The following is a 23,947-nucleotide window of genomic DNA, read 5'->3' on the forward strand; positions in this document are numbered from 1 at the left end:
GCCGCGACGCCCGGACGCGGGCCGGGGTGCGGGGGTAGCGTTGAGGCGTGGACCCCGTCACCTGGACCTTCGTCATCCTGGGGCTCGCGGTGATCGCGTTCATGAGCGGCAAGGTCCCGCTCGCGGTCGTGGCCATCGGCGTGACGCTGGGGCTGTGGGTCACCGGCATCCAGACGCTCCCCGAGGCGTTCGCGGGGTTCGGCGACCCGACGGTGCTGTTCATCGCGTCGCTGTTCGTGGTGAGCGAAGCGCTGGATGCCACCGGGGTGACGGCGTGGGTGGGTCAGCAGGTCATCACGCGCGCGGGCTCCCGTCCGCGCCGGCTGCTGGCGATCGTGGGGGCGATGGCCGCCGTCCTCACCGGTTTCATCAGCATCAACGGCGCCGTCGCCGCGCTGCTCCCGGTGGTCGTCGTGGTCGCCGTGCGCGCCGGCATCGTGCCGTCCAAGATGCTCATCCCGCTCGCGTTCGCCGCGAGCGCCGGGTCGCTGCTGACCCTCACCGGCACGCCGGTGAACCCCGTCGTGTCGCAGCTCGCGGTCTCGGCCGGTGGGCGGGAGTTCGGGTTCTTCGAGTTCGCGCTGGTGGGTGTGCCGCTGGTCGCGTTGACGCTCCTGCTCCTGGCGATCCTCGGGCCGCGCCTGCTCCCGGAGCGCTCCGCCGACCGGTTCGAATCCGCGCCCGACCCCAGTGAGGCCGCCCGCTCGTGGCGGGAGAGCTACGACGTCGACCTGTCGACGCGGTCTCTCTTCAGCGTGCGCGAGGGCGTCGCCGAGGTGCTGGTGGCGCCGCGGTCGAGCCTCATCGGCCGTCGGGTGTGGCCGGGCATGACCACGCGGGACGAGAACCTGGTCATCCTCGCCGCCCGCCACGGCCGTGCCGACAACCCCAACGCCTCACGCGGCTCGGGCGGCGTCGGCCAGCTCACCCTGCAAGCCGGCGACGCCGTGCTCGTGCAGGGCCCGTGGGCGGCGCTCGAGCGCTACACCCGGTCTCCCGACGTCATCGCGGTCACGCCGCCGCACGCCCTGCAGCGCACCGTGCCGCTCGGGCGCGGCGCCCGCCGGTCGCTCGTGATCCTCGGACTCATGGTGGTGCTGCTCGCCACCAACATCGCCCCGCCCGCCGTGGCGGGACTGCTCGCGGCCGGGGCCCTCATCCTGACGCGCGTCGTGACGATGCCGCAGGCCTACCGGGCGATCTCGTGGACGACGGTCATCCTCATCGCGGGGATGGTGCCGCTGTCGTCGGCGTTCGTCTCCACCGGCGCCGCCGACGTCGTCGCCGAGGTGGTGCTCGGCTTCACCGGCGACGCGTCGCCGCAGCTGGCGCTGCTGGTGCTGTGCGTCGTGACGATCGTGCTCGGACAGTTCATCTCGAACGTCGCGACCGTGCTCATCGTCGCGCCGATCGCGGTGTCGATCGCGGCGACGCTCGACCTCAGCGTGCAACCGTTCATGATGGCGCTCACCGTCGCCGGCGCCGCTTCGTTCCTCACCCCGATCGCCACGCCGGTGAACCTCATGGTGATGCAGCCGGGCGGTTACCGCTTCGGCGACTACTGGCGGCTGGGCACCCCGTTGACGCTGGTGTTCCTCGCCGTCGCGGTGCTCTACGTGCCGCTCGTCTGGCCCTTCTAGGGGTCTCCACCCGCGGCGGGCGATGCGGCGCCGGTCAGCCTGCGAGGCCGAAGAGCTCGAGCGGATGCGTCAGGCGCCACCAGGGCGAGGGGTCGGCGATCTCGGCCGCCAGGTGCACGTCGACGGTGTCGCTGTCCAGTGGGCCCGCCACGGTCAGGGTGCCCACAACGGTGTCGGCCTCACGGTCGTCGCCGACGGAGAGCTCGGATGCCACGGTGGCGGCACCGCCGTTCCAGAGCACGACCGAGGCATCCGCCGACGTCACGAGGTCGACGCGCTCGCCCCACGGCGTCGTGACCACCCCGGCCACGGTGCCGGCGGTGACCGACGGGCGCACCTGCAGTTCGGCTTCCAGCTGCGCCAGCAGCGCGCGGCCGGCGGCGGTGCGCGTCTCGCTGTCGCCCTGCGCCATCACCGACGCGTACACGCGCACGGGGGTGTCGCCGATCATCAGGTCCTTCGCGACCATCAGGTTGAAGTGCTGCCACAGCGAACCGGTCTTGATCCCGATCACACCGGGGTCCGCCAGCAGGGCGTTGGTGTTCTCGATGAGGCCGGCGCCGGGCAGTTCCGCCGTCCGCATCCGCACGATCTCCGCCACCACGGGGTCGGCGAGGGCCTTGTCGGCGAGGGCGAGCAGCGCCGCCGGATCGGCGGTGTTGTCCTCGTCGATGCCGCTCGGGTCGACGACCGTGATGCCGGTGAGTCCTTGCTGCGACAGCCAGGTGGATGCCGCGTTGGCGAACACCTCGTCGCTCGGCCACAGCGTGGAGGCGAGGCGGTCGGCGTAGTTGTTCGCGGAGGCGATGAGGATGCCCTGCAGCATCTGGTACTGGGTCAGCGAGCCGCCGACCGGCACCGGCAGTGCCGACTCGCCGCGTTCGCGATAGGCCCAGTACGACGACTGATCGGCTGCCGTGAACCGGTACTCCGGCCCCTGCTCGCCCACGGCGAGAGGCTGCTCGTCGAGCACCATGAGCACTGTCACGACCTTCGTGAGGCTCGCCATCGAGAGGGGGTCCACGGTGGATGCCGCGGTGGCGGCGATGCCGTCGACCCCGACGGCGGCGGCTCCGGTGGCAGGCCACGCGGGCGCCGCGGCGGGGGCCACCGGCGGGGTGATCGTCGTGGCGGTGACCTGCGGCGGCAGCGCGTGCAGCGGCCACAGGAGGGTCGTGCCGACGTACAGGGCGATGACGGCGAGCACGCTCAGCAGCGGCACCAGCACGCCTGCGCGCAGCGGCGAGCGGCGCGGGCGCCGCGCGAGCAGATCGGGGTGGATCACGGCGTAGGGCGACGCGGCTGCGGCGAGGGCGACACCGGGCGCGGCCGCGGCGACGGCATCCTCGTCGACCCAGCTCAGGGCGACGCGGCCCGGCTTCGTGACCGGGGTGGCAGGCTGCAGGGCGGTGGCGTCATCGTCGGACGCCGTGTCGGATGCCTCGGCGTCGGTCACTACCTCGGCGGGCTCGGGGGCGGGCTCGGGCTCCGGAGCGGGCTCGGGGACTTCGTCGACCGGTGTCGATTCCGCGGGAGCGGTGGGCTCGAGCGGCGAATCCGGCTCGGCGGGAGTGGCGTCGGCGCCGACCCGTGCCGTGTCGGCGCTGTCGGTGCCCGTTGCGGTGACGTCCGCCGTTTCCGGGGCGCTCGCGGCGGCATCCGTACGCGGCAGCGGGCGCGCGCCGGGGTCGGTCGTCGCCTGGGTGCGCGCGCGTCGGGCACGGCGCGTCAGCGGGGGCGCGTCCTCTGTGGTCACCAGCCAAAACTACCTCGTGTCGCCGTGGGTATACTCGACGCCACAACCACGGGAGTCCGGTGAGCCGGGCTGAGAGGAAGCGACCCACGCTTCGACCGTCGAACCTGATCCGGATCATGCCGGCGCAGGGAGGAGAACAAGAATGCACGCATCCACGTCTGCCCGCGAGACCTCGCAGGGCTCGTCCGATCGGCGCGTCCCGCTGTCCGAACGCTGGCGGTGGCGGGTCGTCGACATCGTCGTCGCCAGTGTCATCGCCGTCGCCTGTGCCGCCGTCTTCCTGCTGTGGAACGTCGGCTACGAGGGCCCGAGCGCGCTTCTCAAGCCGCTGCTGCCCGGCATCCAGGGCCTGTTCGCCGGCCCCTGGCTCATCGCCGGCGTGCTCGGCGGGCTCATCATCCGCAAGCCCGGCGCGGCGCTGTACACCGAGACGGTCGCCGCGGTCATCTCGGCGCTCGTGGGCAACCAGTGGGGGCCGCTGACGATCGCCTCCGGGCTCGTGCAGGGTCTCGGCGCCGAACTGGTGTTCCTGCTGTTCCTCTACGGCGTGTGGCGCCTGCCGGTGGCGATCCTCGCCGGTGCGGGCGCGGGGCTCGCGTGCGGCATCAACGACCGCATCCTCTGGTACCCCGGCGCCGACACCCTGTTCACGACCGTCTACATCACCTCGACCACCGTGTCGGGGGCCCTCATCGCCGGGCTCGGTGCGTGGCTCATCGCACGGGGGCTCGCCGCGACAGGGGCGCTCAACCGGTTCGCGGCGGGCCGCGAGGTCTCCCGGCGCGTCTAGCGGTGCCGGCATCCACGGCCACCCCGCCCGCCGCCGTCGAGGCGCGCGGGTGGGGATGGCGCTACGCGACGCGGCAGGCCTGGGCCGTGCGGCAGGTCTCGCTGCGCATCGAACCGGGCCAGCGCGTGCTGCTGCTGGGCGCATCGGGGTCGGGCAAGTCGACGCTGCTGCAGGGCATCGCCGGGGTGCTCGGCGGCGCAGACGAGGGCGAGCAGGAGGGGTCGCTGCACGTGGCGGGCCTTGCCGCCTCCGCCGCCCGCGGCCACGCCGGGCTCGTACTGCAGGATCCCGACAGCCAGACCATCCTCGCGCGCGTCGGCGACGACGTCGCGTTCGGCTGCGAGAACCTCGGGGTGCCGCGCGAGGAGATCTGGTCGCGCGTGGGCGAAGCCCTCGACGCCGTCGGGCTCGATGTGCCGCTGGACCGGCCCACCTCCGCCCTGTCGGGCGGGCAGAAGCAGCGCCTCGCGCTGGCGGGCGTGCTCGCGATGCGCCCGGGCGTCGTGCTGCTGGACGAGCCGACCGCCAACCTCGACCCGGCAGGCGTCGCCGAGGTGCGCGACGCCGTGGGGCGGGCGATGGATGCCACCGGCGCCACCCTCATCGTCATCGAGCACCGCGTGGAGGTGTGGCTGCCGCTCGTGGACCGGGTGATCGTGCTCGCCCCCGGCGGCGGCGTGCTCGCCGACGGGACGCCGCGGGAGGTGCTCGGGGCGGGTTCCGGCGGGGATGCCGCGCCCGCGGTCGCCCATGATCTCGCCGCCGCGGGGGTGTGGGTGCCGGGCATCCCGCCGCGGGTGCCGCCGCCGCCCGTGCACGCCCCGGGAGAGGCCCTGCTCACCGCGCACGACCTCACGGTCGCCCGCCTCCCCGGCGCCGTCGTCGCCGGCCCGCTCGACGTCGAGGTGCGCGCCGGCGAGGTGCTCGGCATCGTGGGGGCCAACGGGGCAGGCAAGTCCACCCTCGGACTCACCCTCGCGGGCCTGCTGCCGCCGGCGGGCGGCCGGGTCGCGGCATCCGCCTCCCTCGCCGCAGACGCCTCGCCCCGCCGACGTCGCGGGCAGGCCGACGACGACCCGTTCGGCTGGTCGTCGCGGAGCCTGCTCACCCGCATCGGCACCGTCTTCCAGGATCCGGAGCACCAGCTGCTGGTCCGTACGGTGCGCGACGAGCTCGCCGTCGGCCCGCGCGCCCTCGGGCTCGCCGAGGAGGAGGTGAGCGCCCGCGTCGACGACCTGCTCGACCGACTGCGACTCGCGCGGCTGGCCGAGGCCAACCCGTACACGCTCTCCGGTGGGGAGAAGCGCCGGCTCACCGTCGCCGCGACCCTCGCCGCGCGCCCCCGCGTCATGGTGCTGGACGAACCGACGTACGGGCAGGATGCCACCACCTGGGCCGAGCTCGTGGCGATCATCGCCGGCCTGCGCGACGGCGTCGACGAACGCGGCCCGCTCGCCGTCGCCGCGATCACCCACGACGAGGGCGTGCTCGCCGCCCTGCACGCCCGCAGATTCGAGGTGACCCGGTGAGCCCGGAGATCGGGCGCGGGCCGCTCGCACGCCGCAACCCGGTCGCCAAGCTCGGTGCGGCGCTGCTCATCGCGCTGCCGCTGGTGGCGACGATCGATCCCGTGTCGGCGTTCGTGGCGCTGGTGCTGGAGGTCCCGCTGCTGGTGGCGGCGGGGCTGAGTGCCCGCCAGTTCTGGCTGCGCACGCTGCCGCTGTGGATCGCCGCACCGGCATCCGCCGTCACCATCGCGCTGTACGGTGCTGCGAGCGGCGAGGTGTATCTGGAGTGGCTGTTCGTGCGCGTCAGCGAGGGGTCGCTGCTGCTGGCGGCGGCGACCTTCCTGCGGGTGCTGGCGATCGGCCTGCCCGCCGTGGTGCTGTTCGTCACGGTGGATCCGACCGACCTGGCCGACGGACTGGCTCAGATCGTGCGGCTACCGGCCCGCTTCGTGCTCGGCGCGCTCGCCGGCATGCGGATGCTGGGACTGCTCGCCGACGACTGGCGGGCGCTGTCGCTCGCCCGCCGCGCCCGGGGCGTCGCTGACTCCGGCCGCCTGCGCCGGGCGCTGGGGACCGCCTTCGCGCTCTTCGTGCTGGCCATCCGGCGCGGTTCGGCGCTGGCGACGGCGATGGAGGCGCGGGCGTTCGGGGCCCCGGGCGCGCGCACGTGGGCGCGGCCGTCGCGGCTGACCACCGGCGACGCCCTCTTGCTCGTCGCGGGCGCCGCGATCTCGACGACGGCGCTGGCCGTGGCGATCGCGGTGGGGGCGTTCACCCCCGTGCTCGGCCGGTGACCCGGTGCCGCGCCGCGGGGAGACGGTCAGCGGTGGGTCACGTCTCGTTCCACAGCTCCTGGTAGAAGGCCATGCGCTGCGGGTCGGGATCGACCCCGTACGCCGCGAGCAGCGCGTCCTCCCACCCGGGTCCGTAGTTCCACCCCGTGCTCATCGCCGCGACCGCGATGTCGGCCCACCGGTCGGCGACGCCCAGCGCGCCGAGGTCGACGTGCGCGGTCCAGCTCCCGTCGTCGTCGAGCAGGGTGTTGGGCGCGCAGGCGTCACCGTGGCAGACGACCAGACGGTCCGTCGGCGGCGGCACCCGCAACGCCTCGGGGACCCGGATGCCGCGCTCGGCGGCGTTCTCGACGCGCGCCGGGACCCCCCAGTCGTACGGGCACTCGGTGACAGGCAGCGCGTCGTGCAGCGCCCGCAGGCCTTCGCCGATCGCGCGTACCGCCACGGCGGGCTCGGCCACCCAGCGCGGGTCGACGGCCGAACGCCCCGGCATGGCTGCCGTCACGAGCCACTCGGTGGTGGCATCCGCCCCCTCTTCGAGCACCCGCGGCACCGGAGTGAACCGCGCTGCCCACCGCAGCCGTTGCGCCTCGCCGGCCATCGACGTCTCCGCGTTGCGGGGTCCGTGCTTGATGTAGCGGCCGTCGTCGGTGGCGAAGGTCACTCCACCCAGGTCGTTGCGCCAGACCGGGGTCAGCGCGGCGCCGGCGGCGAGCGCCTTCACGCGGGCGGGCGCCGTGATCGGATCGACGGGGATGGACACGCCCCCATCCTGCCCCGTGACCCGCCCAGACCCGGTCAGCCGGCGGGTGCGGTCAACGCCTCCCGCAGCAGCAGAGCGTGGTTGTGGGCCTCGTCGTGCGTCGCGTACAGCAGCGTCACGTCGTCGTGCTCGGCGACGATCGCGCGGAGCGCGTCGACCGCGGGACTGCCGGCGAGCTCAGCGCGGTACGCCGTCGCGAACACATCCCAGGGCAGGGCTTCGTGGTGGAAAGCCGTGCGCAGTGCCGCCGACGGCGCGACGTCCTTGTCCCAGAGGTCGACGTGCGCCCGCTCCTTCGAGAGCCCCCTCGGCCAGAGCCGATCGACCAGCACGCGAAAGCCGTCGGCGGACGACGGCGGCTCGTAGACGCGTTTGACCTGCAGCATGAGCCCAGTCTGCGCGTCCCGGCGCGCGCCCGGTAGCCTGGGTATCGTCGACCTCGGCCGTGAGACGCAGTCGCAGGCATCGTGAGACGCAGCATCAGTTCGAAGGAGAACGCATGGACATCGCCGGTGCATCCGCCCTCGTCACGGGAGGCGCCAGCGGGCTGGGGCTCGCCACCGCGCGGCGCCTCGCCGCCGCGGGCGCCCACGTCGTGATCGTCGACCTCGCCTCCTCTGCCGGCGCCGAGCGCGCCGGGGAGTTCGGGGGCACCTTCGCTCCCGCCGACGTCACCGACCCGAGCGAGGTCGCCGCCGCCGTCGCGACCGCCGCGAGCGTCGGACCGCTGCGGGTCGTCGTGAACTGCGCCGGCATCGCCCCGCCCGCGAAGGTGCTCGATCGCGAAGGCGTCCCCACTCCGCTGGCGGACTTCGAGCGCATCGTGCGGGTGAACCTCCTCGGCACGTACAACGTCATCGCACAGGCATCCGCCGCCATCGCCCGCACCGAGCCGACCTCCGGCGGTGATCGTGGCGTCATCGTCAACACCGCCAGCGTCGCCGCGTTCGACGGGCAGATCGGGCAGCCGGCCTACGCCGCCAGCAAAGGCGGCGTGCACGCGATGACGCTCCCCATCGCGCGGGAACTCGCGCGCTACGGCATCCGCGTCGTCACGATCGCCCCCGGCATCATGGAGACCCCCATGCTCGCAAGCCTGCCGCAGGCCGCGCAGGACTCCCTCGGGCAGCAGGTGCCGCACCCTGCGCGCCTCGGCCGCCCCGACGAGTACGCCGCCCTCGTGCAGCACATCGCGGAGAACGACTACCTCAACGGTGAGACCATCCGCCTCGACGGCGCCATCCGCATGGCACCGAAATAAGGAGTGACCATGAGCGACACGATCCTGCTCACCCGTGAGGGCGGCCTCGCGCGGCTGACCTTCAACCGCCCCGCGTTCCTCAACGCCGTGGATTTCGAGATGGGGCAGCGCTGGCGCGACCTCGCGCACGAGGTCACCACCGACGAGACGGTCGGGGCGATCGTGCTGGATGCCGCGGGCCGGGCGTTCTGCGCCGGCGGCGACGTCGTGGCGATGGCCGCGTCGGGCACCGGGGGCGCGGGCGTGACCGACATGGCGCGCGTCATCCATGACGGCATCCGCACCTTCGTCGAGTCCGACAAGCCGATCGTCGCGGTCGTGCAGGGCGCCGTCGCCGGCGGCGGCCTCGGCCTCATGCTCACGGCGGACTACATCGTCGCGTCCGAGCAGGCGAAGTTCGTCAGCAAGTACGCCAACATCGGGCTCACCCCCGACCTCGGCGTCTCGACGCTGCTGCCCGCTGCCGTCGGGCAGCGCCGGGCTTTGCAGCTGCTGCTGCAGGACCTCACGATCGACGCCGCGACGGCCGCGGACTGGGGCCTCATCACCGAGATCGCCGCCGACCCCGCCGCTCGCGGCGATGAGATCGCCCGATTCTGGCTCGAGGGCGCGACGGGCGCCTTCGGTCAGGCGAAGCGGCTCATCCGCACCGGCGCCCGGCGTGCGTTCGCGGACAACCTCGACGACGAGGCCGCCTCCATCGGTGCCCGCTTCGACACCGCCGAATCGCGGGTGCGCGTGACCGCGTTCGCCGCGGCATCCCGCAAGTCCGCTTCGAAGGAGAACGCATGAGCCTCGCCGGCAAGACCATCCTGATGTCCGGCGGCAGCCGCGGCATCGGCCTCGCGATCGCGCTGCGTGCCGCGCGCGACGGGGCGAACATCGCGCTGCTCGCCAAGACCGACACCCCGCACCCGAAGCTCGAGGGCACGGTGCACAGCGCCGCCGAGCAGATCCGTGCCGCCGGCGGGCAGGCACTGCCGATGGTGGGCGACGTGCGCAACGACGACGACATCACCGAGGCGGTGCTGAAGACCCAGGGCGAGTTCGGCGGCATCGACATCGTCGTCAACAACGCCAGCGTCATCGACCTGTCGGGCTCGCTTGAGCTCGCGGCGAAGAAGTACGACCTGATGCAGGACGTCAACGTGCGCGGCACGTTCATGCTCAGCCGCACGGCGCTGCCGATCCTGAAGGATGCCGCGAACCCGCACATCCTGTCGCTCTCGCCGCCGCTGAACCTCGACCCGAAATGGCTCGGTGCGCACACCGGCTACACGCTCGCGAAGTACGGCATGACGATGGTGACGCTGGGGCTGGCAGCAGAGTTCGCCGACTCCGGCGTCGCCGCCAACACGCTGTGGCCCGCGACGACGATCGCGACCGCCGCGGTGCAGTTCGCCCTCGGCGGCGACCGCATGATGAAGGTGAGCCGGACGCCGGAGATCTACGCGGATGCCGCGTACGAGGTGCTGACGCGTCCGGCCGCCTCGCTCACGGGGCAGAGCCTCATCGTCGAGGACGTGCTGGCCGAGGCCGGCGTGACCGACCTCTCGGGCTACGCCGCCGTGCCCGGTACCCCCGACAGCGAGCTGTTCCCCGACATCTTCCTCTGACGCCCGGCGCCCGGCCCCGGGCGGTTACGGGCCCGGGGTGGATGCACGGGGCTGCTCCGGTGTCGGTTGTGGTGGGTGTTGTGCCCGCGCACTGTGCGGTGGTGACACTGGAGCGGCGCGTGGGATGCCGCGCGGGGCCGGGGGGCTGTTCCGGTGTCGCTTCTGGTGGGTGTTGTGCCCGCGCACTGTGCGGTGGTGACACTCGAGCGGCGCGAGGGATGCCGCGCAAGGCCGGCGGGCTGTTCCGGTGTCGGTTGTGGTGGGTGTTGTGCCCGCGCACTGTGCGGTGGTGACACTCGAGCAGCTCGAGCAGCTCGAGCAGCTCGAGCAGCTCGAGCAGCTCGTGTCGCCGCGGCGGCGCGCCGAAGCCGCGGCGGCGCGGCGGCGGGGGGTCAGCCCGCGACGAGGCCGTGCCGCACGAACGCGTTGTACACGCCGTCCTCGCGCACGCTCGTGGTGACCTCGTCGGCACGCGCTTTCAGCGCATCCTCGGCGTTGCCCATCGCGATCCCCACACCGCACACCTCGAACATCTCCACGTCGTTCCAGCTGTCGCCGATGCCGATCGAATCGGCCGGGTCGATCCCCAGCCGTTCGAGCACGCGCTCGATCGCGGAGCCCTTCGTTGTGCCGCTCATGCCGATCTCCCCGTTGGTGCCGCCCGGCAGCGGCATGCTGCCGGCCACGACGTGGAAGCGGTCGCCGAGGTCGGCCCGCGCCCGCTCGAGCGTTGCGGGGTCCTCGCCCAGGAACACCGCCTTGGCGACGTGATCGGGGTCGATGTCGGCGACGTCGAGGAACCGTGGCGCGCGCTGCGGCGCCGTCTGCGGCTCGTCGGCATCGTCGTGCACACTCAGCCACTGCTCCATGAACGCGGCGGTGGCCGCCTGCGCCTCGGGGGTGGCGTACACGGCGGCATCCGTCTGGAGGAAGTAGAGGATGCCGTGCTCGTCGAAGTAGCCGACGAGGCGCTCGACGGCATCCCTCGGCATGGGGTCGGCCACGATGACTTCGTCGCCGAGGGTGGCGTAGGCGCCGCCGTTGGTGATCGCGCCGTCGAATCCGATGGCGCGCACGCGCGGGTCGATGTCGCCGGCGGCCCGACCGGTGCTGAGGAAGACGAGGCTGCCGGCGGCGCGTGCGGCACGCACGGCCTCGATGGTGGAAGCGGCGATGGTCCTGCCGTGGTCGAGGATCGTGCCGTCGACGTCGAGGAAGGCGATGCGGGGGGCGGTCACGCGCTCACCCGGAGTGGTCGTTCCCATGCCCGGATTCTAGGAGGCCGGGATCAACGGATCCTGCGCGTCAGCGGTCGTTGCCGGCGACCAGCAGCGCGCCGCCGAGCCCGATCATCATGCCGCCGCCGGTCGCGGTGAGGCGCTCGATGCGGGTCGGGGACTTCGCGAACCACGTGCGCGCGGCGGCCGCGGCCAGCACCCACGCGCTGTCCGAGATGAGCGCGAGGACGGCGAAGACGAGGCCCAGCACCATCATCTGCACGGCGGGCGCACCGGCATCCACGTCGATGAACTGCGGCAGCACGGCGACGAAGAAGGCGATGGTCTTCGGGTTGGTGACGCCGACGACGAACCCCTCGAGCAGCTGGCGGAAGGGCGAGCGAGCGACCGTCTCGGGCTGCGCGGCGGCTGCGGCGGCATCCTTGCGGTGCCGGATCGCCTGCACTCCGAGGAACATCAGGTACAGCGCGCCGACGATCTTGAGCGTCGTGAACAGCGCGGCCGACTGGGCGACCACCGCTCCCACGCCGATGGCGACCAGGCCCACGATCGGGATCAGCGCGAGGCTCACTCCGAGCACGCTGAGCAGCCCACCGGTGCGGCCGAGGCTGAGGGTGCGCCCCACCGAGAACAGCACGGCCGGCCCCGGGATCACGATCAGCACGAGGGCGGCGACGGTGAACGCCAGGAGGTTGTCGAGCGGGATCACCGGCCCAGCGTAGACCCGGCGGGCGCGTCAGTCGCGCGCCGTCGCGGCCGGGGCCGCGCGCAGGCCGGCCTCGAGGATCGCGGTCAGACGGGGGACGAGGTGGGGGCTGGATGCCGCGATCGCCGGCGGCTGCGGGCGGGTGATCATCCCCACCGCGAGCACGAGCTCCAGCGGATCGAGGTCGGCGCGCACCAGACCGGCGGCGCGAGCGGCGGCCAGCACGTCGGCGACGCGGGCGAGGGTGTCGTCCTGTGCCGCGCGGACGTCGGCGGAGATCGCATCGTCCACGGGATGCGCGATCGCCTCGGTGAGAGCCCCGAGGTCGAGCCCCACGAGGGCCCGGAGGAAGCCGTGCCAGGCGGCGTCCGGGTCCGCCGGCAGCGACGCGAGCGCCCTGCCGGCGGCTTCGCGCATCTCGGCCAGGATCGACAGGGCGACGGCATCGGTCAGCGCCGCGCGCGACTCGAAGTTGCGGTAGAGGGTCGCGATCCCCACGCCGCCGGCCTCGGCGATGGCCTCGAGCGGTACCGACGCGCCGTGTGCGGCGAAGAGGCGACGAGCCTCACGCACGATCACCTCGCGTCTTCGCAGCGCATCCGCGCGCATGGCGGCCCCCCTTCGCCGGGCATCGCGACGATGTCCGCACTCCCAGCGTAAGCGGAGGAACCGCCTCCTATACTGGAGGAAATTCCTCCACTTCGCCCTCGGGCAGACAGGATGCCGCATGACCTCTTCCGCCGTCGACGTCTCCACCGCAGGGCGCCCTGCCCCGGCATCCGCCGCTGCGGCGCCCGACTCTCCGGCGCCCGACTCGGGCTCCGGCATCCCGGCATCCGGCGCTCGCCGTCGTCCGTCGCCCCTCGTGATGTTGCTCGGGCTCACCGCGGGGCTCGGCGTGATCCTCGTCGTGCTGCTGATGCTGTTCGTGATGCCGTCCCTCAAGAGCGGCGCGCAGGACCTGCCGCTCGGTGTCGCGGGTGATGCCGCGGCCGTCGCGCAGGTCGAGCACACGCTGGGGGATGCCGCGCCCGGCGCGTACGACGTCGTCGCCTACGCCTCGGCCGACGATCTGCGCGCCGACGTCGCCGCGCGCGAGGTTGCTGGCGGGGTCGCCGTCGACGGATCCGGCGTGACGGCCTACGTCGCGAGCGCGGCGTCGCCGGTGGTCTCCGGCGCGATCACGGCTACCGCGCAGGGGCTCGGGCAGGCGGTCGGGGCGACCGTGACGGTCACCGATGTCGTGCCGCTCCCCGACGCGGATCCCACCGGCATCGGCATCGGCGGGCTGGCGTTCCCGCTCGTCTTCGGCGGGATCGTTCCCGCCGTCGCCTTCCGCAAGGTGTTCGCGCGCCGGCTCGGGTGGGCCGTCGCCGGTATCGCGACCTTCTCCGCCGTCGGCGGGATGATCGTGGCGGGTATCCTCGCGTTCTCGTTCGGCAGCATCGCCGCGGCCGCGTTCTGGCCCGTCGCCGGCGCGATGGCCCTCGGCATCGGCGCGCTGGCTCTCGCCCTCGCCGGGCTGCAGGAGGCCTTCGGTGGCAAGGGCTTCACGATCGGTGCGATGGTGATGATGTTCGTCGGCAATCCGCTGGCCGGCATCGCCACGGGCGCCGCCTGGCTGCCGGCCGGGCTGGGCCTGGCTGGCCAGCTGCTGCCGCCGGGCGCGACCGGCACGCTCGTGCGCTCGGTCGCGTACTTCGGCGGGTCTGGGGGAGCCGTCGCGGCGCTCACCCTCGCCGGCTGGGCGGCCGCCGGCATCCTGCTGCTGGCGGTGGGCGCTCGCCGTCGCCGCGCGGTGGCGCCCGGGCTCGCGGCGCCCGAGCCGGCGCCCGCTGCCGTCGCTGGGGTGTGACGAGCTCGGCTGCGTGCTCCGCCCGCCGGCTCACCTGTCGCGCGATGCGGGTTTCCGGCCCGCGAAGCCGCGTTTCGCGACGGGCGAGCAGGGGATGCCGGAGGGAGCCCGCTCAGGCCAGGGGCTTCTGCAGGAAGATCTGGTCGCTGCCGTCGCCAGGAACGCGTTCGGATTCGGCGTACCCCTCGCGTTCGTAGAGGCGCAGGTTCGCCTCGCTGAGGGACCCGGTGAAGAGCTCGGCCGTGCGTGCTCCGGCATCCCGCCCGCGCTGCTCGACCGCTGCCAGCAGCCTCGTGCCGATGCCGCGGCCCTGCTGATCGGGGGCGATCGCGATGCGCCCGATCAGCAGCAGCTCGCCGTCGTGCCGGGCGCGCACGGCGCCGACGATGCGCGGGCCGTCGAGGGCGACGCAGCCGAGGTTGTCCACCAGTTCCGCCTGCAGCTCCTCGAGGGTCTGCGTCAGCGGTGGCATGTCGGGGTCGCCGTAGATGAGTGCCTCGCTGACGAACGCCGCGCGCTGCAGGGTCAGCACCTCGCCGGCATCCTCGGGGCGGATGTCGCGGACCTCGATCTCTTCGTCGCTCACCCCGCCACGGTATCCGCGCCCCGAGCTGCTCGAGTGTCGCTTGCGGCGCGTGCGCCCGCGCCCTATCGTTCGCCGGCCGCGCCGGCCGCGCCGTCCCCCGAGCCGCTCCGGTGTCGCGTTCGGTGGGTGTTCCGCGCGTACATTGTGCGGAAGTGACACCGGAGCCGCCCTGAACCCGCGACAGGCGGGCGCGGGCGGCGGCCAGCGCCCGCTCAGGACGGGTCCCGTACCCTGGGAACATGACCGATTCCCCCGTGCGCGCCACCAAACCGCGGCAGGTGCGTCCGGCGACCGAGGGTTGGTCGCAGCAGAAGGATGCCGAGGGCCGCCCCCTCCTGCAGTTCGCGAGCCCGAAGCGCGGCAAACCGCCGGTGCACCTGGCCGACCTCACGCCCGAGCAGCGCGTCGAGAAGGTGAAGGAGCTCGGGATGCCGGGCTTCCGCGCCGCGCAGCTGGAGAAGCACTACTTCACGCACTACACCTCCGACCCGGCGCAGATGACCGACCTGCCCGCGGCCGCCCGCGACGAACTCGTGCACGGCATGCTGCCGCCGCTGCTGACCGAGGTGCGGCGCCTCGAGACCGACAAGGGCGACACGATCAAGTTCCTGTGGAAGCTGCACGACGGCGCCCTGGTCGAGTCGGTGCTCATGCGCTACCCCGGCCGCATCACGCTGTGCGTGTCGAGCCAGGCCGGCTGCGGCATGAACTGCCCGTTCTGCGCCACCGGCCAGGCCGGCCTCACCCGCAACATGTCGGCCGCCGAGATCGTCGAGCAGGTCGTCCGCGCCAACCGCCTCATCGCCGACGGTGGCCTCGGCGACCCCCGCAAGGTGGGCCATGAGGGCGAGCGCGTCACCAACATCGTCTTCATGGGCATGGGCGAGCCGCTGGCCAACTACAACCGCGTCATGCAGGCCGTGCGCACGATGGTCGACAAGAAGCACGGCCTGGGCATGAGCGCCCGCGGCATCACCGTGTCGACCGTCGGGCTCGTCCCCGCGATCCGCAAGCTCGCCGACGAGGACATCCCCGTCACCTTCGCGCTGTCGCTGCACGCCCCCGACGACACGCTGCGCGACGAGCTCATCCCGGTGAACTCCCGCTGGAAGGTCGATGAGGCACTGGATGCCGCGCGCGAGTACTTCGACAAGACCGGCCGCCGCGTCTCGATCGAATACGCCCTCATCAAGGACATGAACGACCACGCCTGGCGTGCGGACCTGCTCGCCGACAAGCTCAACGCGCGCGGCCGCGGCTGGGTGCACGTGAACCCCATCCCGCTGAACCCGACGCCGGGCTCGATCTGGACGTCGTCGGACAAGGACGTGCAGGACGAGTTCGTGCGGCGCCTCAACGACGCCGGCGTGCCCACGACCCTCCGCGACACCCGCGGCAAGGAGATCGACGGCGCGTGCGGGCAGCTCGTGGCATCCGAAGACGACGAGGTCGCCGCGGCCGGGGTGTCGCCCGTCTCCTGACGCACACGACGTCGGATGCCGGGACCGTGAGCCCCGGCATCCGACGCGGTGTCACTCCTTGACCGCTCCGGCGGTCAGGCCCTGCACGATCCACTTGCTCGCGAGGGCGAACATGAGCATCGTCGGCAGGATCGTCACGACCGCGGCGGCCGACATCGAGCCCCAGTCGACGTTGAACGTCGAGATGAAGCCGTTCAGCGCCGCGGGCACCGTGCGGTTCTCGGTCGAGTGCATGAGCACGACCGACAGGAACAGCTCGTTCCAGCAGTTGACGAAGTTGAAGATGAACGCCGCGATGATGCCGGGGGTCATCACCGGCACCAGCACCCGGAAGAGGGCTCCCAGGCGCGAGCATCCGTCGATCATCGCCGCTTCCTCCAGCGCCGCCGGCACGTTCTCGAAGAACCCGCGCAGCATGACGGTGGAGAACGGGATGCACACCGCGATGTAGATCAGGATGAGGCCGAACTTGGTGTCGACCAGCCCCAGGTTGGACATCATCGAGTACAGCGGTCCCAGGGCGATGAACGCCGGGATCATCTGGGTCAGCAGGAATGCGATGAGCACCGCGCCCTTGCTGCGGAACTCGAAACGCGACAGCACGAACGCGCTCAGCAGCGCGATGAGGGTGGCCACGAACCCGGCCGTGAGCGACACGATCGCGGAGTTCATCAGGAACACCCCGAAGTCGTTCGCCGCGAACAGGTTCAGGTAGTTCTGCACAGACGGCTCGCTCGGCCAGTACTCGATCGGGAACGCGTTGACGGTCGCGGGCGACTTGAACGACGTCAGCGCGATCCAGTACAGCGGGAACAGCGTGATCAGCAGCCACACCGCCAGCAGCGCGAAGCGCATCGTGCCGGTGAGGGTGAGCCGCCGGCGCGACGAGGGGCGGATGCCGGAGCCCGCGGGCCCCGCGACGCGGACCGGTGCGACGGCCGGGGCAGGGGCGATCGAGGTCACTTGGTCACCTTCTTCATCGCGAGCAGGTAGAAGCCGCAGAACACGAACAGCACCGCCACGACGATGAGACCGATGGCGCTGGCCAGCCCGTAGTTGCCCTGCTGGGTGTAGTTGATCATCCAGGTCGTGATGATGTGGGTCTGGTTCGCGGGTCCGCCGGCGGTCATCGCCCAGATGATGTCGGGGAAGTTGAAGATCCAGATGATGCGCAGCAGCACCGTCAGCAGGAGCGTCATGGAGATGTACGGGATGATGATCGAGAAGAGCTGACGCACCTTGCCGGCGCCGTCCAGGCTCGCAGCCTCGAGCATCTCGTCGGGAACCGACTGCAGCGCGGCGAGGATCATGATCGCGAAGAACGTCACGCCGTACCAGATGTTCGCGAGGATCACCGCGGTCATCGCGAGCTTCGGGTCGGCCAGCCACGGCAACGGCGCGTCGATGAGTCCCGCCCGCATGAGCAGGTCGTTGACGACACCGAATTCGGCGTTGAACATCCAGCGGAAGAGCATGCCGATGAGGAAGCCCGACACCGCCCACGGGAAGAACACCAGCGCCTGGTAGACCCCGCGGAAGCGGAAGCGACGGCGCAGGGCGAGGGCGATGAGGAAGCCGATGACGAACTGCGGCACCAGCGAGCACACCACCCACAGCACCGAATTCCACGCGACGACGGGGAAGACCGGGTCGCTGAAGATCGTGACGAAGTTGTCGAACCCGACGAACGGCGTCGAGGTGAGGTCCCACAGGTTCCAGTCGTGGAACGCCATCCCCGCGCCCTGCAGCATCGGGTAGTAGGTGAACCAGCTGACGAACACGATCGCGGGGGCGAGGAACGCCAGGATCGTCCAACCGTGCCGACTGCGGAACACGCGCCGGCGGCCGAGCGGGGCGGCGGCCCCACCGGAAGAACCGGTGGGGCGCGCCTCGCGCGTGAGCAGCGACATCGTCAGTCCTGCTCGGTGGCGTACTTGTCCGTCCAGAACGCATCCCACGAGGCGAGCAGCTCGCTCGTGGTCATGTTGCCCAGCAGCACGCTCTGCACGTCCTGATCGGCCTTCTGCACCCACTCGGTCCACCAGCTCACGCCGCGGGGCTGTTGCACGTTGACGTAGGTGTCGGGGTTCTCGGTCATCGTGACGTAGCTCGTCCACGGACCGGTCGAGTAGAACTCGTCATCGGCGGCATCCGTGATGATCGGCACCAGGCTGTTGGCCTGGGCGAACTCGGTGGCCGGCTCCACGGAGGAGAGGAACTGCACGAGGGCGACGGCCTCCTCGGTGTGCTCGCTGGCCTCGGCCACACCCCAGCCGGCGACGGCCAGGGGCTGCGCGGCCTTGCCGGTGGGGCCGACCAGCAGCGGTGCGGTGTCCCACTGGTCGTCGGTGAGGCTGGATGCCTGCACCGTCGCGATCACCTCGGGGTCCTGCAGCAGGAAAGCCGTCGACCCGTTCGTGAAGCCGGCGACCATCTCGGGGTAGCCCCACGAGACCGCCGACGGCGGCGAGGCCTGCTCGAACAGCGCGAAGTAGTCGTCGGCGGCATCCTGCGCCTCGGGGGCGGAGAAGATCGTCGACCCGTCCTTCAGCAGGAAGGCGTTGGCGGGGTCGAGGTCGTCGACGAGGTAGGCCTCGACGGCCGCGACGACGTTGGTGTTGCCGTTCGTGCCGCCGCGGAACGCGTAGCCGTAGACGTTCTCGGCCGGGTTCTGGATGGCGGATGCCTGCTCCAGCAGGTCTTCCCAGCTGTGGGGAGGGCCGTCGAAGCCGGCCGCCTCGACGAGGTCGGTGCGGTAGAACAGCGACAGCCCGTAGAAGCCGTAGGGCACGAAGTAGCTGGCGCCGTCGGTGAGGGCGGCGGCCTGGGCGTTCTCGGTCAGGGCGTCCCAGCCGTCCCAGTCCTCGAGGTCACCGGCCATGTCGTAGAGCCAGCCGTTGTTCGAGAACGGTCCGACGGTGATGTCGCGCACCTCGAGCACGTCGACGCCCTTGCCGGACTGCAGCATCTGCTGGATGGTCTTGTCGGCCTGCTCGGTGGGCGGCGAGACGAGTTCGACGGTGATGCCCGGGTTCTCCTGCTCGAACGTGTCGAGCAGGCCCCGCAGCACCTCGGTGCGGGCGGGGTTGGTCAGGCTCTCGACCATCTTCAGGGTGACGTCGCCGTCACCGGAGTCTCCGGACGATCCGGAACAAGCGGTGAGGGCGAGCATGGCGGCGGTGCCGATGCCGACGGCGAGCGTCAGGCGGTTGCGCTTCACGACGTGGCTCCTTCTTTCTGTGTGCGGGTGGGGGTGGAACGGGTGCGACTGCTCCGGCGGGAACGGTCAGGTCAGGATCGTGCGGGGGAGGGCGGGGGCGCCGGCGCGGCGGAGGATCTCCGGCACGCAGCGCTCCACGAACGCCGTGAAGTCCTCGGCCTCGGTGTACAGGTGCACCGACAGGCGGAAGTAGCCGCGGCCTTCGTAACTCGTGAACGCGGTCTCGACGCCGGTGGCATCCAGCAACAGCATCCGCAGGTCGTCGGCTTCCTCGCGCGTCGCGCCGAGACCGTCGGGCAGGCGGATGAGACGCATCGACGGCACCGGCCGCGGCAGGGTCACACGCGCGTCGTCGGCGACGTAGGGCTGCAGTGCGGCCGCGATGACCGCGGCCCCGAGGTCGGCGGTCTGCCACATGCGCTCGCGCGTGCGCTCCCAGCCGTACTCGCGCTCGATGAAGTCGATCGCGGCAGGGGCGGCGATGTAGCCGGTGGCATCCAGCGTGCCCTGACTGTCGAAGCGGTCGGGGTACGTGTCGGCGCCACCCCACGAGTCGATGAGCGGCCAGAGGTCGTCGCGGTCGGGCGCCGCGGTCACCAGCAGCGCGGCGCCGCGTGGCGCGCAGGGCCACTTGTGCAGGTTGCCGAACCACCAGTCGCCGCCGCCGGCGGCGGCAGCGTCCGCGATGAGACCGGGGGCGTGTGCGCCGTCGACGAGCACGCGGATGCCGTGTTCGTGCGCGAGGGCGGTGATCTTGCGGGTGGGCAGGCGCATCGCGGTGGGCGAGGTGATCTGGTCGACGACGATGAGCCGGGTGCGGGGGGTGAAAGCCGCGCGGAACGACTCGAGCACCTCGTCCTCGCCGGCGAACATGCCCACGCGCACGGTGCGCACGCGCGCCCCGTAGCGGCGGGCCAGGCGTGCGGCGCCCATCGTGATGGCCCCGTAGCCGTGATCGGTGACGAGGATCTCGTCGTCCGCGTCCAGCCGCAGGCTGTTGTACACGACGGTCGCGGCCGCCGACGCGTTGGGGACGAACACGGTGTCCTGCGCCTCCGCGCCCACGAACGGGGCGATCTCGGCGCGCGCCGTTCGGACGTAGTCGGCCACGCGCGGGAACCAGCCCACGGGGCTCGCGTCGGCGCGGGCGCGCAGCTCGTCCTGTACGGCCACGACCGCCGTCGGCACCGCGCCGAATGACCCGTGGTTGAGGTGGACGATCGCGGGATCCAGCGGCCATGCGGCCCTGGCGCGCTGCCCTGAGGTCAGGCGCGCAGGAAGCGACGTGGGGGGAAACGACATGACGCCTCGTTCGTTCTGGGGGAGACTTGTCGCACAACATTGCCACAAACGGCCCGGCGGGTGGGATCAAAGTGGGAGAACTTCGCAAAGTTGTAATACGACTTGGTGATTTGTCGTGCGCCCGGGCAGACTCGGCCCACGCGCGGCGAGGGGGAAGGTGGCGCGAATGAGCGCATTGGAGACGGCCCTGCAGGGGCTTCGGGAGCTCATCGCCGACGGCACGCTGCGTCCGGGCGATCGGCTGCCCAGCGAGGGGGAGCTGTGCGAGCAGCTGGGGGTCTCGCGCGGCTCGCTGCGCGAGGCGATCCGCATGCTGGCCGCCCTCGGTGTGCTCGACACCCGCCACGGCTCGGGCAGCTACGTGGGAGATCTGAACGCCGCCGACCTCATCAAGGCGCTCTCGCTGACGGTCGGGCTGCTGCCGCTGGAGTCGATCATCGAGCTGTACGAGCTGCGTCGCGCGCTCGAGGCCCACGCCGCGAGCCTCGCGGCCGCCCGCATCGACCCCGCCACCGTCGCCCACCTCGAACGCGTGCTCACGGCTCTGGAGGCCGAGACCGACGAGGAGCGGCAGTCCGAGCTCGACCACGAATTCCACATGGGCATCGCCGCGGTGGCGGGAAACGCCGCCCTGGCGAACCTTCTCGACGTGCTGCGGGCCCGCTCCCGGGCCTACCGCATCTTCGCGACCGACGACGCGGCGAGCATCAAGGTGCTCTCGGACGCCGGCCACCGCGCGATCCTGCGGGGCCTCGATGCCCGCGACCCCGTCGCCGCCTCCGCGGCGTCCGCCGCCCACGTCGCCCAGACCGAGTACTGGCTGCGCAAGCACCAGCCCCCGCAGCCGCCCGCCTGACGCGGGGTGGATGCCGGGCCTCGGCGGCCGAGGTGCGGGTAGCGTTTGAGGATGGTCAACTATCGCTATCTCGGCAACAGCGGCTTCAAGGTCTCGGAGATCACCTACGGCAACTGGATCACCCACGCGTCGCAGGTCGAGAACGACGCCGCCATCGCCACCGTCCACAAGGCACTCGATCTCGGCATCACCTCCTTCGACACCGCCGACACCTACGCCAACACCGCCGCAGAGGTCGTGCTCGGCGAGGCGCTGAAGGGTCAGCCGCGCGAGTCGCTGGAGATCTTCACCAAGGTGTACTGGCCGATCGGTCGCAAGGGTCCCAACGACACCGGGCTCAGCCGCAAGCACATCTTCGACGGCATCCACGGGTCGCTGCGGCGCCTGGGCGTGGACTACGTCGACCTCTACCAGGCCCACCGCTACGACTACGAGACCCCGCTGGAAGAGACGATGCAGGCGTTCGCCGACATCGTCCGCCAGGGCAAGGCGCTCTACATCGGCGTCTCGGAGTGGACCGCCGAGCAGCTGCGCGACGGCCACGCCCTCGCGAAGGACCTCGGCGTGCAGCTGGTGTCGAACCAGCCGCAGTACTCCGCGCTCTGGCGCGTGATCGAGGGCAAGGTCGTGCCGGCATCCGAAGAGCTCGGCATCTCGCAGATCGTGTGGTCGCCGATGGCGCAGGGCGTGCTCAGCGGCAAGTACCTGCCCGGCCAGCCGCTCCCGGAGGGCTCGCGCGCGACGGATGACAAGAGTGGTGCCGCGTTCATCAAGCGCTTCATGAACGACGAGGTGCTCACCGCGGTGCAGAAGCTGCGGCCGATCGCCGAGCAGGCGGGCCTCACCATGCCGCAGCTCGCGATCGCGTGGGTGCTGCAGAACCCCAATGTCGCCGCCGCGCTCGTGGGCGCATCGCGGCCGCAGCAGCTCGAGGACACCGTCAAGGCTTCGGGCGTCGTGCTCGACGCCGACACGATGACGGCGATCGACGAGGCGCTCGCCGGTGTGGCCGTCACCGACCCGAGCGAGACCGACAGCGTCTCGCCGAAGAGTCGCCCGGCCTGATGCCCGTCCACAGCGCCGGCATCCTGCTCTACCGGCTCGCCGATGGCGGGCCCGAGGTGCTGATCGCCCACATGGGCGGTCCGTTCTGGGCGAGCAAGGATGCCGGCGCGTGGTCGATCCCGAAAGGCGAGTACGACCCCGACTCCGAGCAGGCTCTGGATGCCGCGCGGCGCGAGTTCCGTGAGGAGCTCGGGGTCGACCCGCCCGAGGGTCCGTACGCCGAGCTCGGCACCTACCCGTACTCGTCGGGCAAGCGCGTGACGGTGTTCGTGGCCGACGGCCTCGGATTCACGGCGACCGAGGACGACTTCTCGTTCGGGGAGTTCGAGATGCCGTGGCCGCCGCGCTCGGGCCGGATGCAGTCGTTCCCCGAGGTGGACCGGGCGGAGTGGATGCCGCTCGCCGCCGCCCGCGCGCGGGTCGTGAAGGGGCAGCAGGCCGCCCTCGACCGGCTCGCGGAGATGCTCGCCGACGCCCGCTGACCCTCCGTGGGCCCGGCGGCGCCGGCTCCGGTGTCACGGGCGCAGCAGCACCTTTCCGACGCGGCCGGCCGACAGGCTGGCGCCGACGGCCTCGGCGATGTCGTCGAGCGCGAACGTGCCCGAGACCGGCAGGGTGAGAGTGCCCGAGGCCAGGTGGCGGGCGAGCTCGTCGAACAGCTCGGCGCGCCGCGTGGCATCCATCGTGGCGATGACCGTGCTGCCCCAGAAGCCCGTCACCGTGAGGTGGCGGAAGATGATGTCACCCGACGTCAGCTCCATCTTCGGAGATTCCATCGCGCCGAAGACCACGAGCGTGCCGCCGTCGCCGAGGAGCGACAGCACCTGGCCGCTGGACCTGCCGCCGACCGAGTCGACGCCGGCGACGATCGCCGCGCCGCCGGTGATCTCGGCGACGCGGTCGCGCCAGCCCTCCGCCTCGACCGAGACGATCCGGTCGATGCCCTGATCCGCCAGCTCGGCCACGCCGGCGTCGCGGCGGACGAGCCCGAGGACGTTGATCCCTCGTGCCCGGCCGATCTGCGCCACCATGCGGCCCACGGCGCCGTTCGCGGCGTTCTGCACGAGCCAGTCGCCGGGGGCGAGGTCGAGGGAGTCGATGAGGCTGATCGCGCTGAACGGCATCGACACGAGCTGGGCCGCCTGCTCGTCGGGCAGGCCATCCGGCACCGGGACCAGAGCCCCGGCCCGGGCGATGAACTGCTCCGCCCACACCCCGAAGGTGCCGCCGGTCGCCACCCGCTGCCCGACCTCGAACCCCGTCACCTCCGGGCCGACCGCCTCGACGACGCCGACCGCCTCGGTGCCCGCGCGGGCGGGGAGGTCGGGACGGAAGCCGTAGGTTCCGCGCACGGTCCACAGGTCGTGGTTGTGGATGGGGGAGCAGAGCGTCCGCACCCGCGCCTCCCGTGGGCCGGGCTGCGGGGTCTCCACATCTCGCACAGCGAGAACCTCGACCGGATCGCCGAATCGGTCGTGCATGAGTGCGCGCATCAAATCCCCTCGCATCG

Annotated in this window: 24 protein-coding genes and 1 riboswitch; of the genes, 12 read left to right on the top strand and 12 right to left on the bottom strand. The window is 72.0% G+C overall.

The window, feature by feature from the left end; all coding sequences use genetic code 11:
- Positions 1-47: 47 nt before the first annotated feature.
- Positions 48-1,640, top strand: coding sequence for an SLC13 family permease (locus ACFVR6_RS01840; RefSeq protein ID WP_386958258.1), 1,593 nt, complete (start codon positions 48-50; stop codon positions 1,638-1,640).
- 34 nt (positions 1,641-1,674) lie between these two features.
- On the opposite strand, the gene ACFVR6_RS01845 is transcribed toward ACFVR6_RS01840, so the two are convergent.
- Positions 1,675-3,396: a D-alanyl-D-alanine carboxypeptidase gene (locus ACFVR6_RS01845; RefSeq protein ID WP_386958260.1), complete on the bottom strand. Its 1,722-nt coding sequence runs from the start codon at positions 3,394-3,396 to the stop codon at positions 1,675-1,677.
- A gap of 38 nt (positions 3,397-3,434) precedes the next feature.
- Positions 3,435-3,544, top strand: a riboswitch (TPP riboswitch).
- On the opposite strand from ACFVR6_RS01845, the gene ACFVR6_RS01850 reads away from it, so the two are divergent.
- The 3 genes from ACFVR6_RS01850 (at position 3,539) to ACFVR6_RS01860 (ending at position 6,488) form a co-directional block, all read left to right on the top strand.
- Entirely contained in the window at positions 3,539-4,186 is a 648-nt protein-coding gene (locus ACFVR6_RS01850; RefSeq protein ID WP_386958261.1) for an ECF transporter S component, read from the top strand. Its footprint overlaps the riboswitch before it by 6 nt.
- A gap of 2 nt (positions 4,187-4,188) precedes the next feature.
- Entirely contained in the window at positions 4,189-5,715 is a 1,527-nt protein-coding gene (locus ACFVR6_RS01855; RefSeq protein ID WP_386958263.1) for an ABC transporter ATP-binding protein, read from the top strand.
- Entirely contained in the window at positions 5,712-6,488 is a 777-nt protein-coding gene (locus tag ACFVR6_RS01860) for an energy-coupling factor transporter transmembrane component T family protein (protein ID WP_386958264.1), read from the top strand. The genes ACFVR6_RS01855 and ACFVR6_RS01860 overlap by 4 nt, the downstream gene beginning before the upstream one ends.
- Before the next feature lie 37 nt (positions 6,489-6,525).
- On the opposite strand, the gene ACFVR6_RS01865 is transcribed toward ACFVR6_RS01860, so the two are convergent.
- The gene (locus ACFVR6_RS01865) at positions 6,526-7,251 is read right to left on the bottom strand and encodes a phosphotransferase (protein WP_386958266.1); all 726 of its coding nucleotides are present in this window, start codon (positions 7,249-7,251) and stop codon (positions 6,526-6,528) included.
- 35 nt (positions 7,252-7,286) lie between these two features.
- A complete protein-coding gene (locus ACFVR6_RS01870; RefSeq protein ID WP_386958268.1) occupies positions 7,287-7,637 on the bottom strand; it encodes a DUF488 domain-containing protein in 351 nt (116 codons plus the stop codon).
- Positions 7,638-7,750: 113 nt separating this feature from the next.
- Here ACFVR6_RS01870 and ACFVR6_RS01875 point away from each other — a divergent pair, with 113 nt between their 5' ends.
- The 3 genes from ACFVR6_RS01875 to ACFVR6_RS01885 are packed head-to-tail and all read left to right on the top strand — an operon-like array spanning position 7,751 to position 10,128.
- Positions 7,751-8,512, top strand: coding sequence for an SDR family NAD(P)-dependent oxidoreductase (locus tag ACFVR6_RS01875; protein ID WP_386958270.1), 762 nt, complete (start codon positions 7,751-7,753; stop codon positions 8,510-8,512).
- 9 nt (positions 8,513-8,521) lie between these two features.
- A complete protein-coding gene (locus ACFVR6_RS01880) occupies positions 8,522-9,304 on the top strand; it encodes an enoyl-CoA hydratase/isomerase family protein (RefSeq protein ID WP_386958272.1) in 783 nt (260 codons plus the stop codon).
- Positions 9,301-10,128: an SDR family oxidoreductase gene (locus tag ACFVR6_RS01885; RefSeq protein WP_386958274.1), complete on the top strand. Its 828-nt coding sequence runs from the start codon at positions 9,301-9,303 to the stop codon at positions 10,126-10,128. The genes ACFVR6_RS01880 and ACFVR6_RS01885 overlap by 4 nt, the downstream gene beginning before the upstream one ends.
- Positions 10,129-10,520: 392 nt before the next feature.
- Here ACFVR6_RS01885 and ACFVR6_RS01890 read toward each other — a convergent pair whose 3' ends face one another.
- From ACFVR6_RS01890 to ACFVR6_RS01900, 3 genes are read right to left on the bottom strand one after another with little or no spacing between them, the layout of a single operon-like run.
- Positions 10,521-11,393, bottom strand: coding sequence for a Cof-type HAD-IIB family hydrolase (locus ACFVR6_RS01890; protein ID WP_386958275.1), 873 nt, complete (start codon positions 11,391-11,393; stop codon positions 10,521-10,523).
- A gap of 40 nt (positions 11,394-11,433) precedes the next feature.
- Positions 11,434-12,075, bottom strand: coding sequence for a LysE family translocator (locus tag ACFVR6_RS01895; RefSeq protein ID WP_386958277.1), 642 nt, complete (start codon positions 12,073-12,075; stop codon positions 11,434-11,436).
- 27 nt (positions 12,076-12,102) lie between these two features.
- Positions 12,103-12,681 (bottom strand): TetR/AcrR family transcriptional regulator, encoded by a 579-nt coding sequence (locus ACFVR6_RS01900; protein WP_386958279.1) that lies wholly within the window; start codon positions 12,679-12,681, stop codon positions 12,103-12,105.
- Positions 12,682-12,799: 118 nt separating this feature from the next.
- Here ACFVR6_RS01900 and ACFVR6_RS01905 point away from each other — a divergent pair, with 118 nt between their 5' ends.
- Entirely contained in the window at positions 12,800-13,927 is a 1,128-nt protein-coding gene (locus ACFVR6_RS01905; protein WP_386958280.1) for a hypothetical protein, read from the top strand.
- A gap of 112 nt (positions 13,928-14,039) precedes the next feature.
- Here the strand turns inward: ACFVR6_RS01905 and ACFVR6_RS01910 are convergent, their stop codons facing one another.
- Positions 14,040-14,513 (bottom strand): GNAT family N-acetyltransferase, encoded by a 474-nt coding sequence (locus tag ACFVR6_RS01910; RefSeq protein ID WP_386958282.1) that lies wholly within the window; start codon positions 14,511-14,513, stop codon positions 14,040-14,042.
- 239 nt (positions 14,514-14,752) lie between these two features.
- On the opposite strand from ACFVR6_RS01910, the gene rlmN reads away from it, so the two are divergent.
- Positions 14,753-15,994 carry a 23S rRNA (adenine(2503)-C(2))-methyltransferase RlmN gene (gene rlmN, locus ACFVR6_RS01915; RefSeq protein ID WP_386958284.1) on the top strand — a complete coding sequence of 414 codons (1,242 nt, stop codon included), beginning with the start codon at positions 14,753-14,755 and terminating at the stop codon, positions 15,992-15,994.
- A gap of 51 nt (positions 15,995-16,045) precedes the next feature.
- Here rlmN and ACFVR6_RS01920 read toward each other — a convergent pair whose 3' ends face one another.
- The 4 genes from ACFVR6_RS01920 to ACFVR6_RS01935 form a co-directional block, all read right to left on the bottom strand.
- Positions 16,046-16,957: a carbohydrate ABC transporter permease gene (locus ACFVR6_RS01920; protein WP_386958286.1), complete on the bottom strand. Its 912-nt coding sequence runs from the start codon at positions 16,955-16,957 to the stop codon at positions 16,046-16,048.
- Positions 16,954-17,904 (bottom strand): carbohydrate ABC transporter permease, encoded by a 951-nt coding sequence (locus ACFVR6_RS01925; protein ID WP_386958288.1) that lies wholly within the window; start codon positions 17,902-17,904, stop codon positions 16,954-16,956. The genes ACFVR6_RS01920 and ACFVR6_RS01925 overlap by 4 nt, the downstream gene beginning before the upstream one ends.
- 2 nt (positions 17,905-17,906) lie before the next feature.
- Positions 17,907-19,214 carry an ABC transporter substrate-binding protein gene (locus ACFVR6_RS01930; RefSeq protein WP_386958290.1) on the bottom strand — a complete coding sequence of 436 codons (1,308 nt, stop codon included), beginning with the start codon at positions 19,212-19,214 and terminating at the stop codon, positions 17,907-17,909.
- Positions 19,215-19,280: 66 nt separating this feature from the next.
- Complete coding sequence (locus tag ACFVR6_RS01935) at positions 19,281-20,516, bottom strand: aminotransferase class V-fold PLP-dependent enzyme (RefSeq protein WP_386958292.1); 1,236 nt, start codon at positions 20,514-20,516, stop codon at positions 19,281-19,283.
- Between the two features lie 166 nt (positions 20,517-20,682).
- Here ACFVR6_RS01935 and ACFVR6_RS01940 point away from each other — a divergent pair, with 166 nt between their 5' ends.
- Genes ACFVR6_RS01940 through ACFVR6_RS01950 form a run of 3 tightly spaced genes read left to right on the top strand, consistent with a single transcriptional unit; the run spans position 20,683 to position 22,919 of the window.
- On the top strand, positions 20,683-21,372 hold the full coding sequence (locus ACFVR6_RS01940) for a FadR/GntR family transcriptional regulator (protein ID WP_386958294.1): 690 nt from the start codon (positions 20,683-20,685) through the stop codon (positions 21,370-21,372).
- A 51-nt stretch (positions 21,373-21,423) separates the two neighbouring features.
- Positions 21,424-22,437, top strand: coding sequence for an aldo/keto reductase family protein (locus tag ACFVR6_RS01945; protein WP_386958296.1), 1,014 nt, complete (start codon positions 21,424-21,426; stop codon positions 22,435-22,437).
- Positions 22,437-22,919 (top strand): NUDIX domain-containing protein, encoded by a 483-nt coding sequence (locus tag ACFVR6_RS01950; protein ID WP_386958298.1) that lies wholly within the window; start codon positions 22,437-22,439, stop codon positions 22,917-22,919. Before ACFVR6_RS01945 ends, ACFVR6_RS01950 begins: the two co-directional genes overlap by 1 nt.
- A gap of 33 nt (positions 22,920-22,952) precedes the next feature.
- Here the strand turns inward: ACFVR6_RS01950 and ACFVR6_RS01955 are convergent, their stop codons facing one another.
- The gene (locus tag ACFVR6_RS01955) at positions 22,953-23,930 is read right to left on the bottom strand and encodes a zinc-binding dehydrogenase (RefSeq protein ID WP_386958300.1); all 978 of its coding nucleotides are present in this window, start codon (positions 23,928-23,930) and stop codon (positions 22,953-22,955) included.
- Between the last annotated feature and the right edge of the window lie 17 nt (positions 23,931-23,947).

It is taken from the genome of Microbacterium sp. NPDC058021, from assembly GCF_042885955.1.
In the GTDB taxonomy this organism is placed as follows: domain Bacteria; phylum Actinomycetota; class Actinomycetes; order Actinomycetales; family Microbacteriaceae; genus Microbacterium.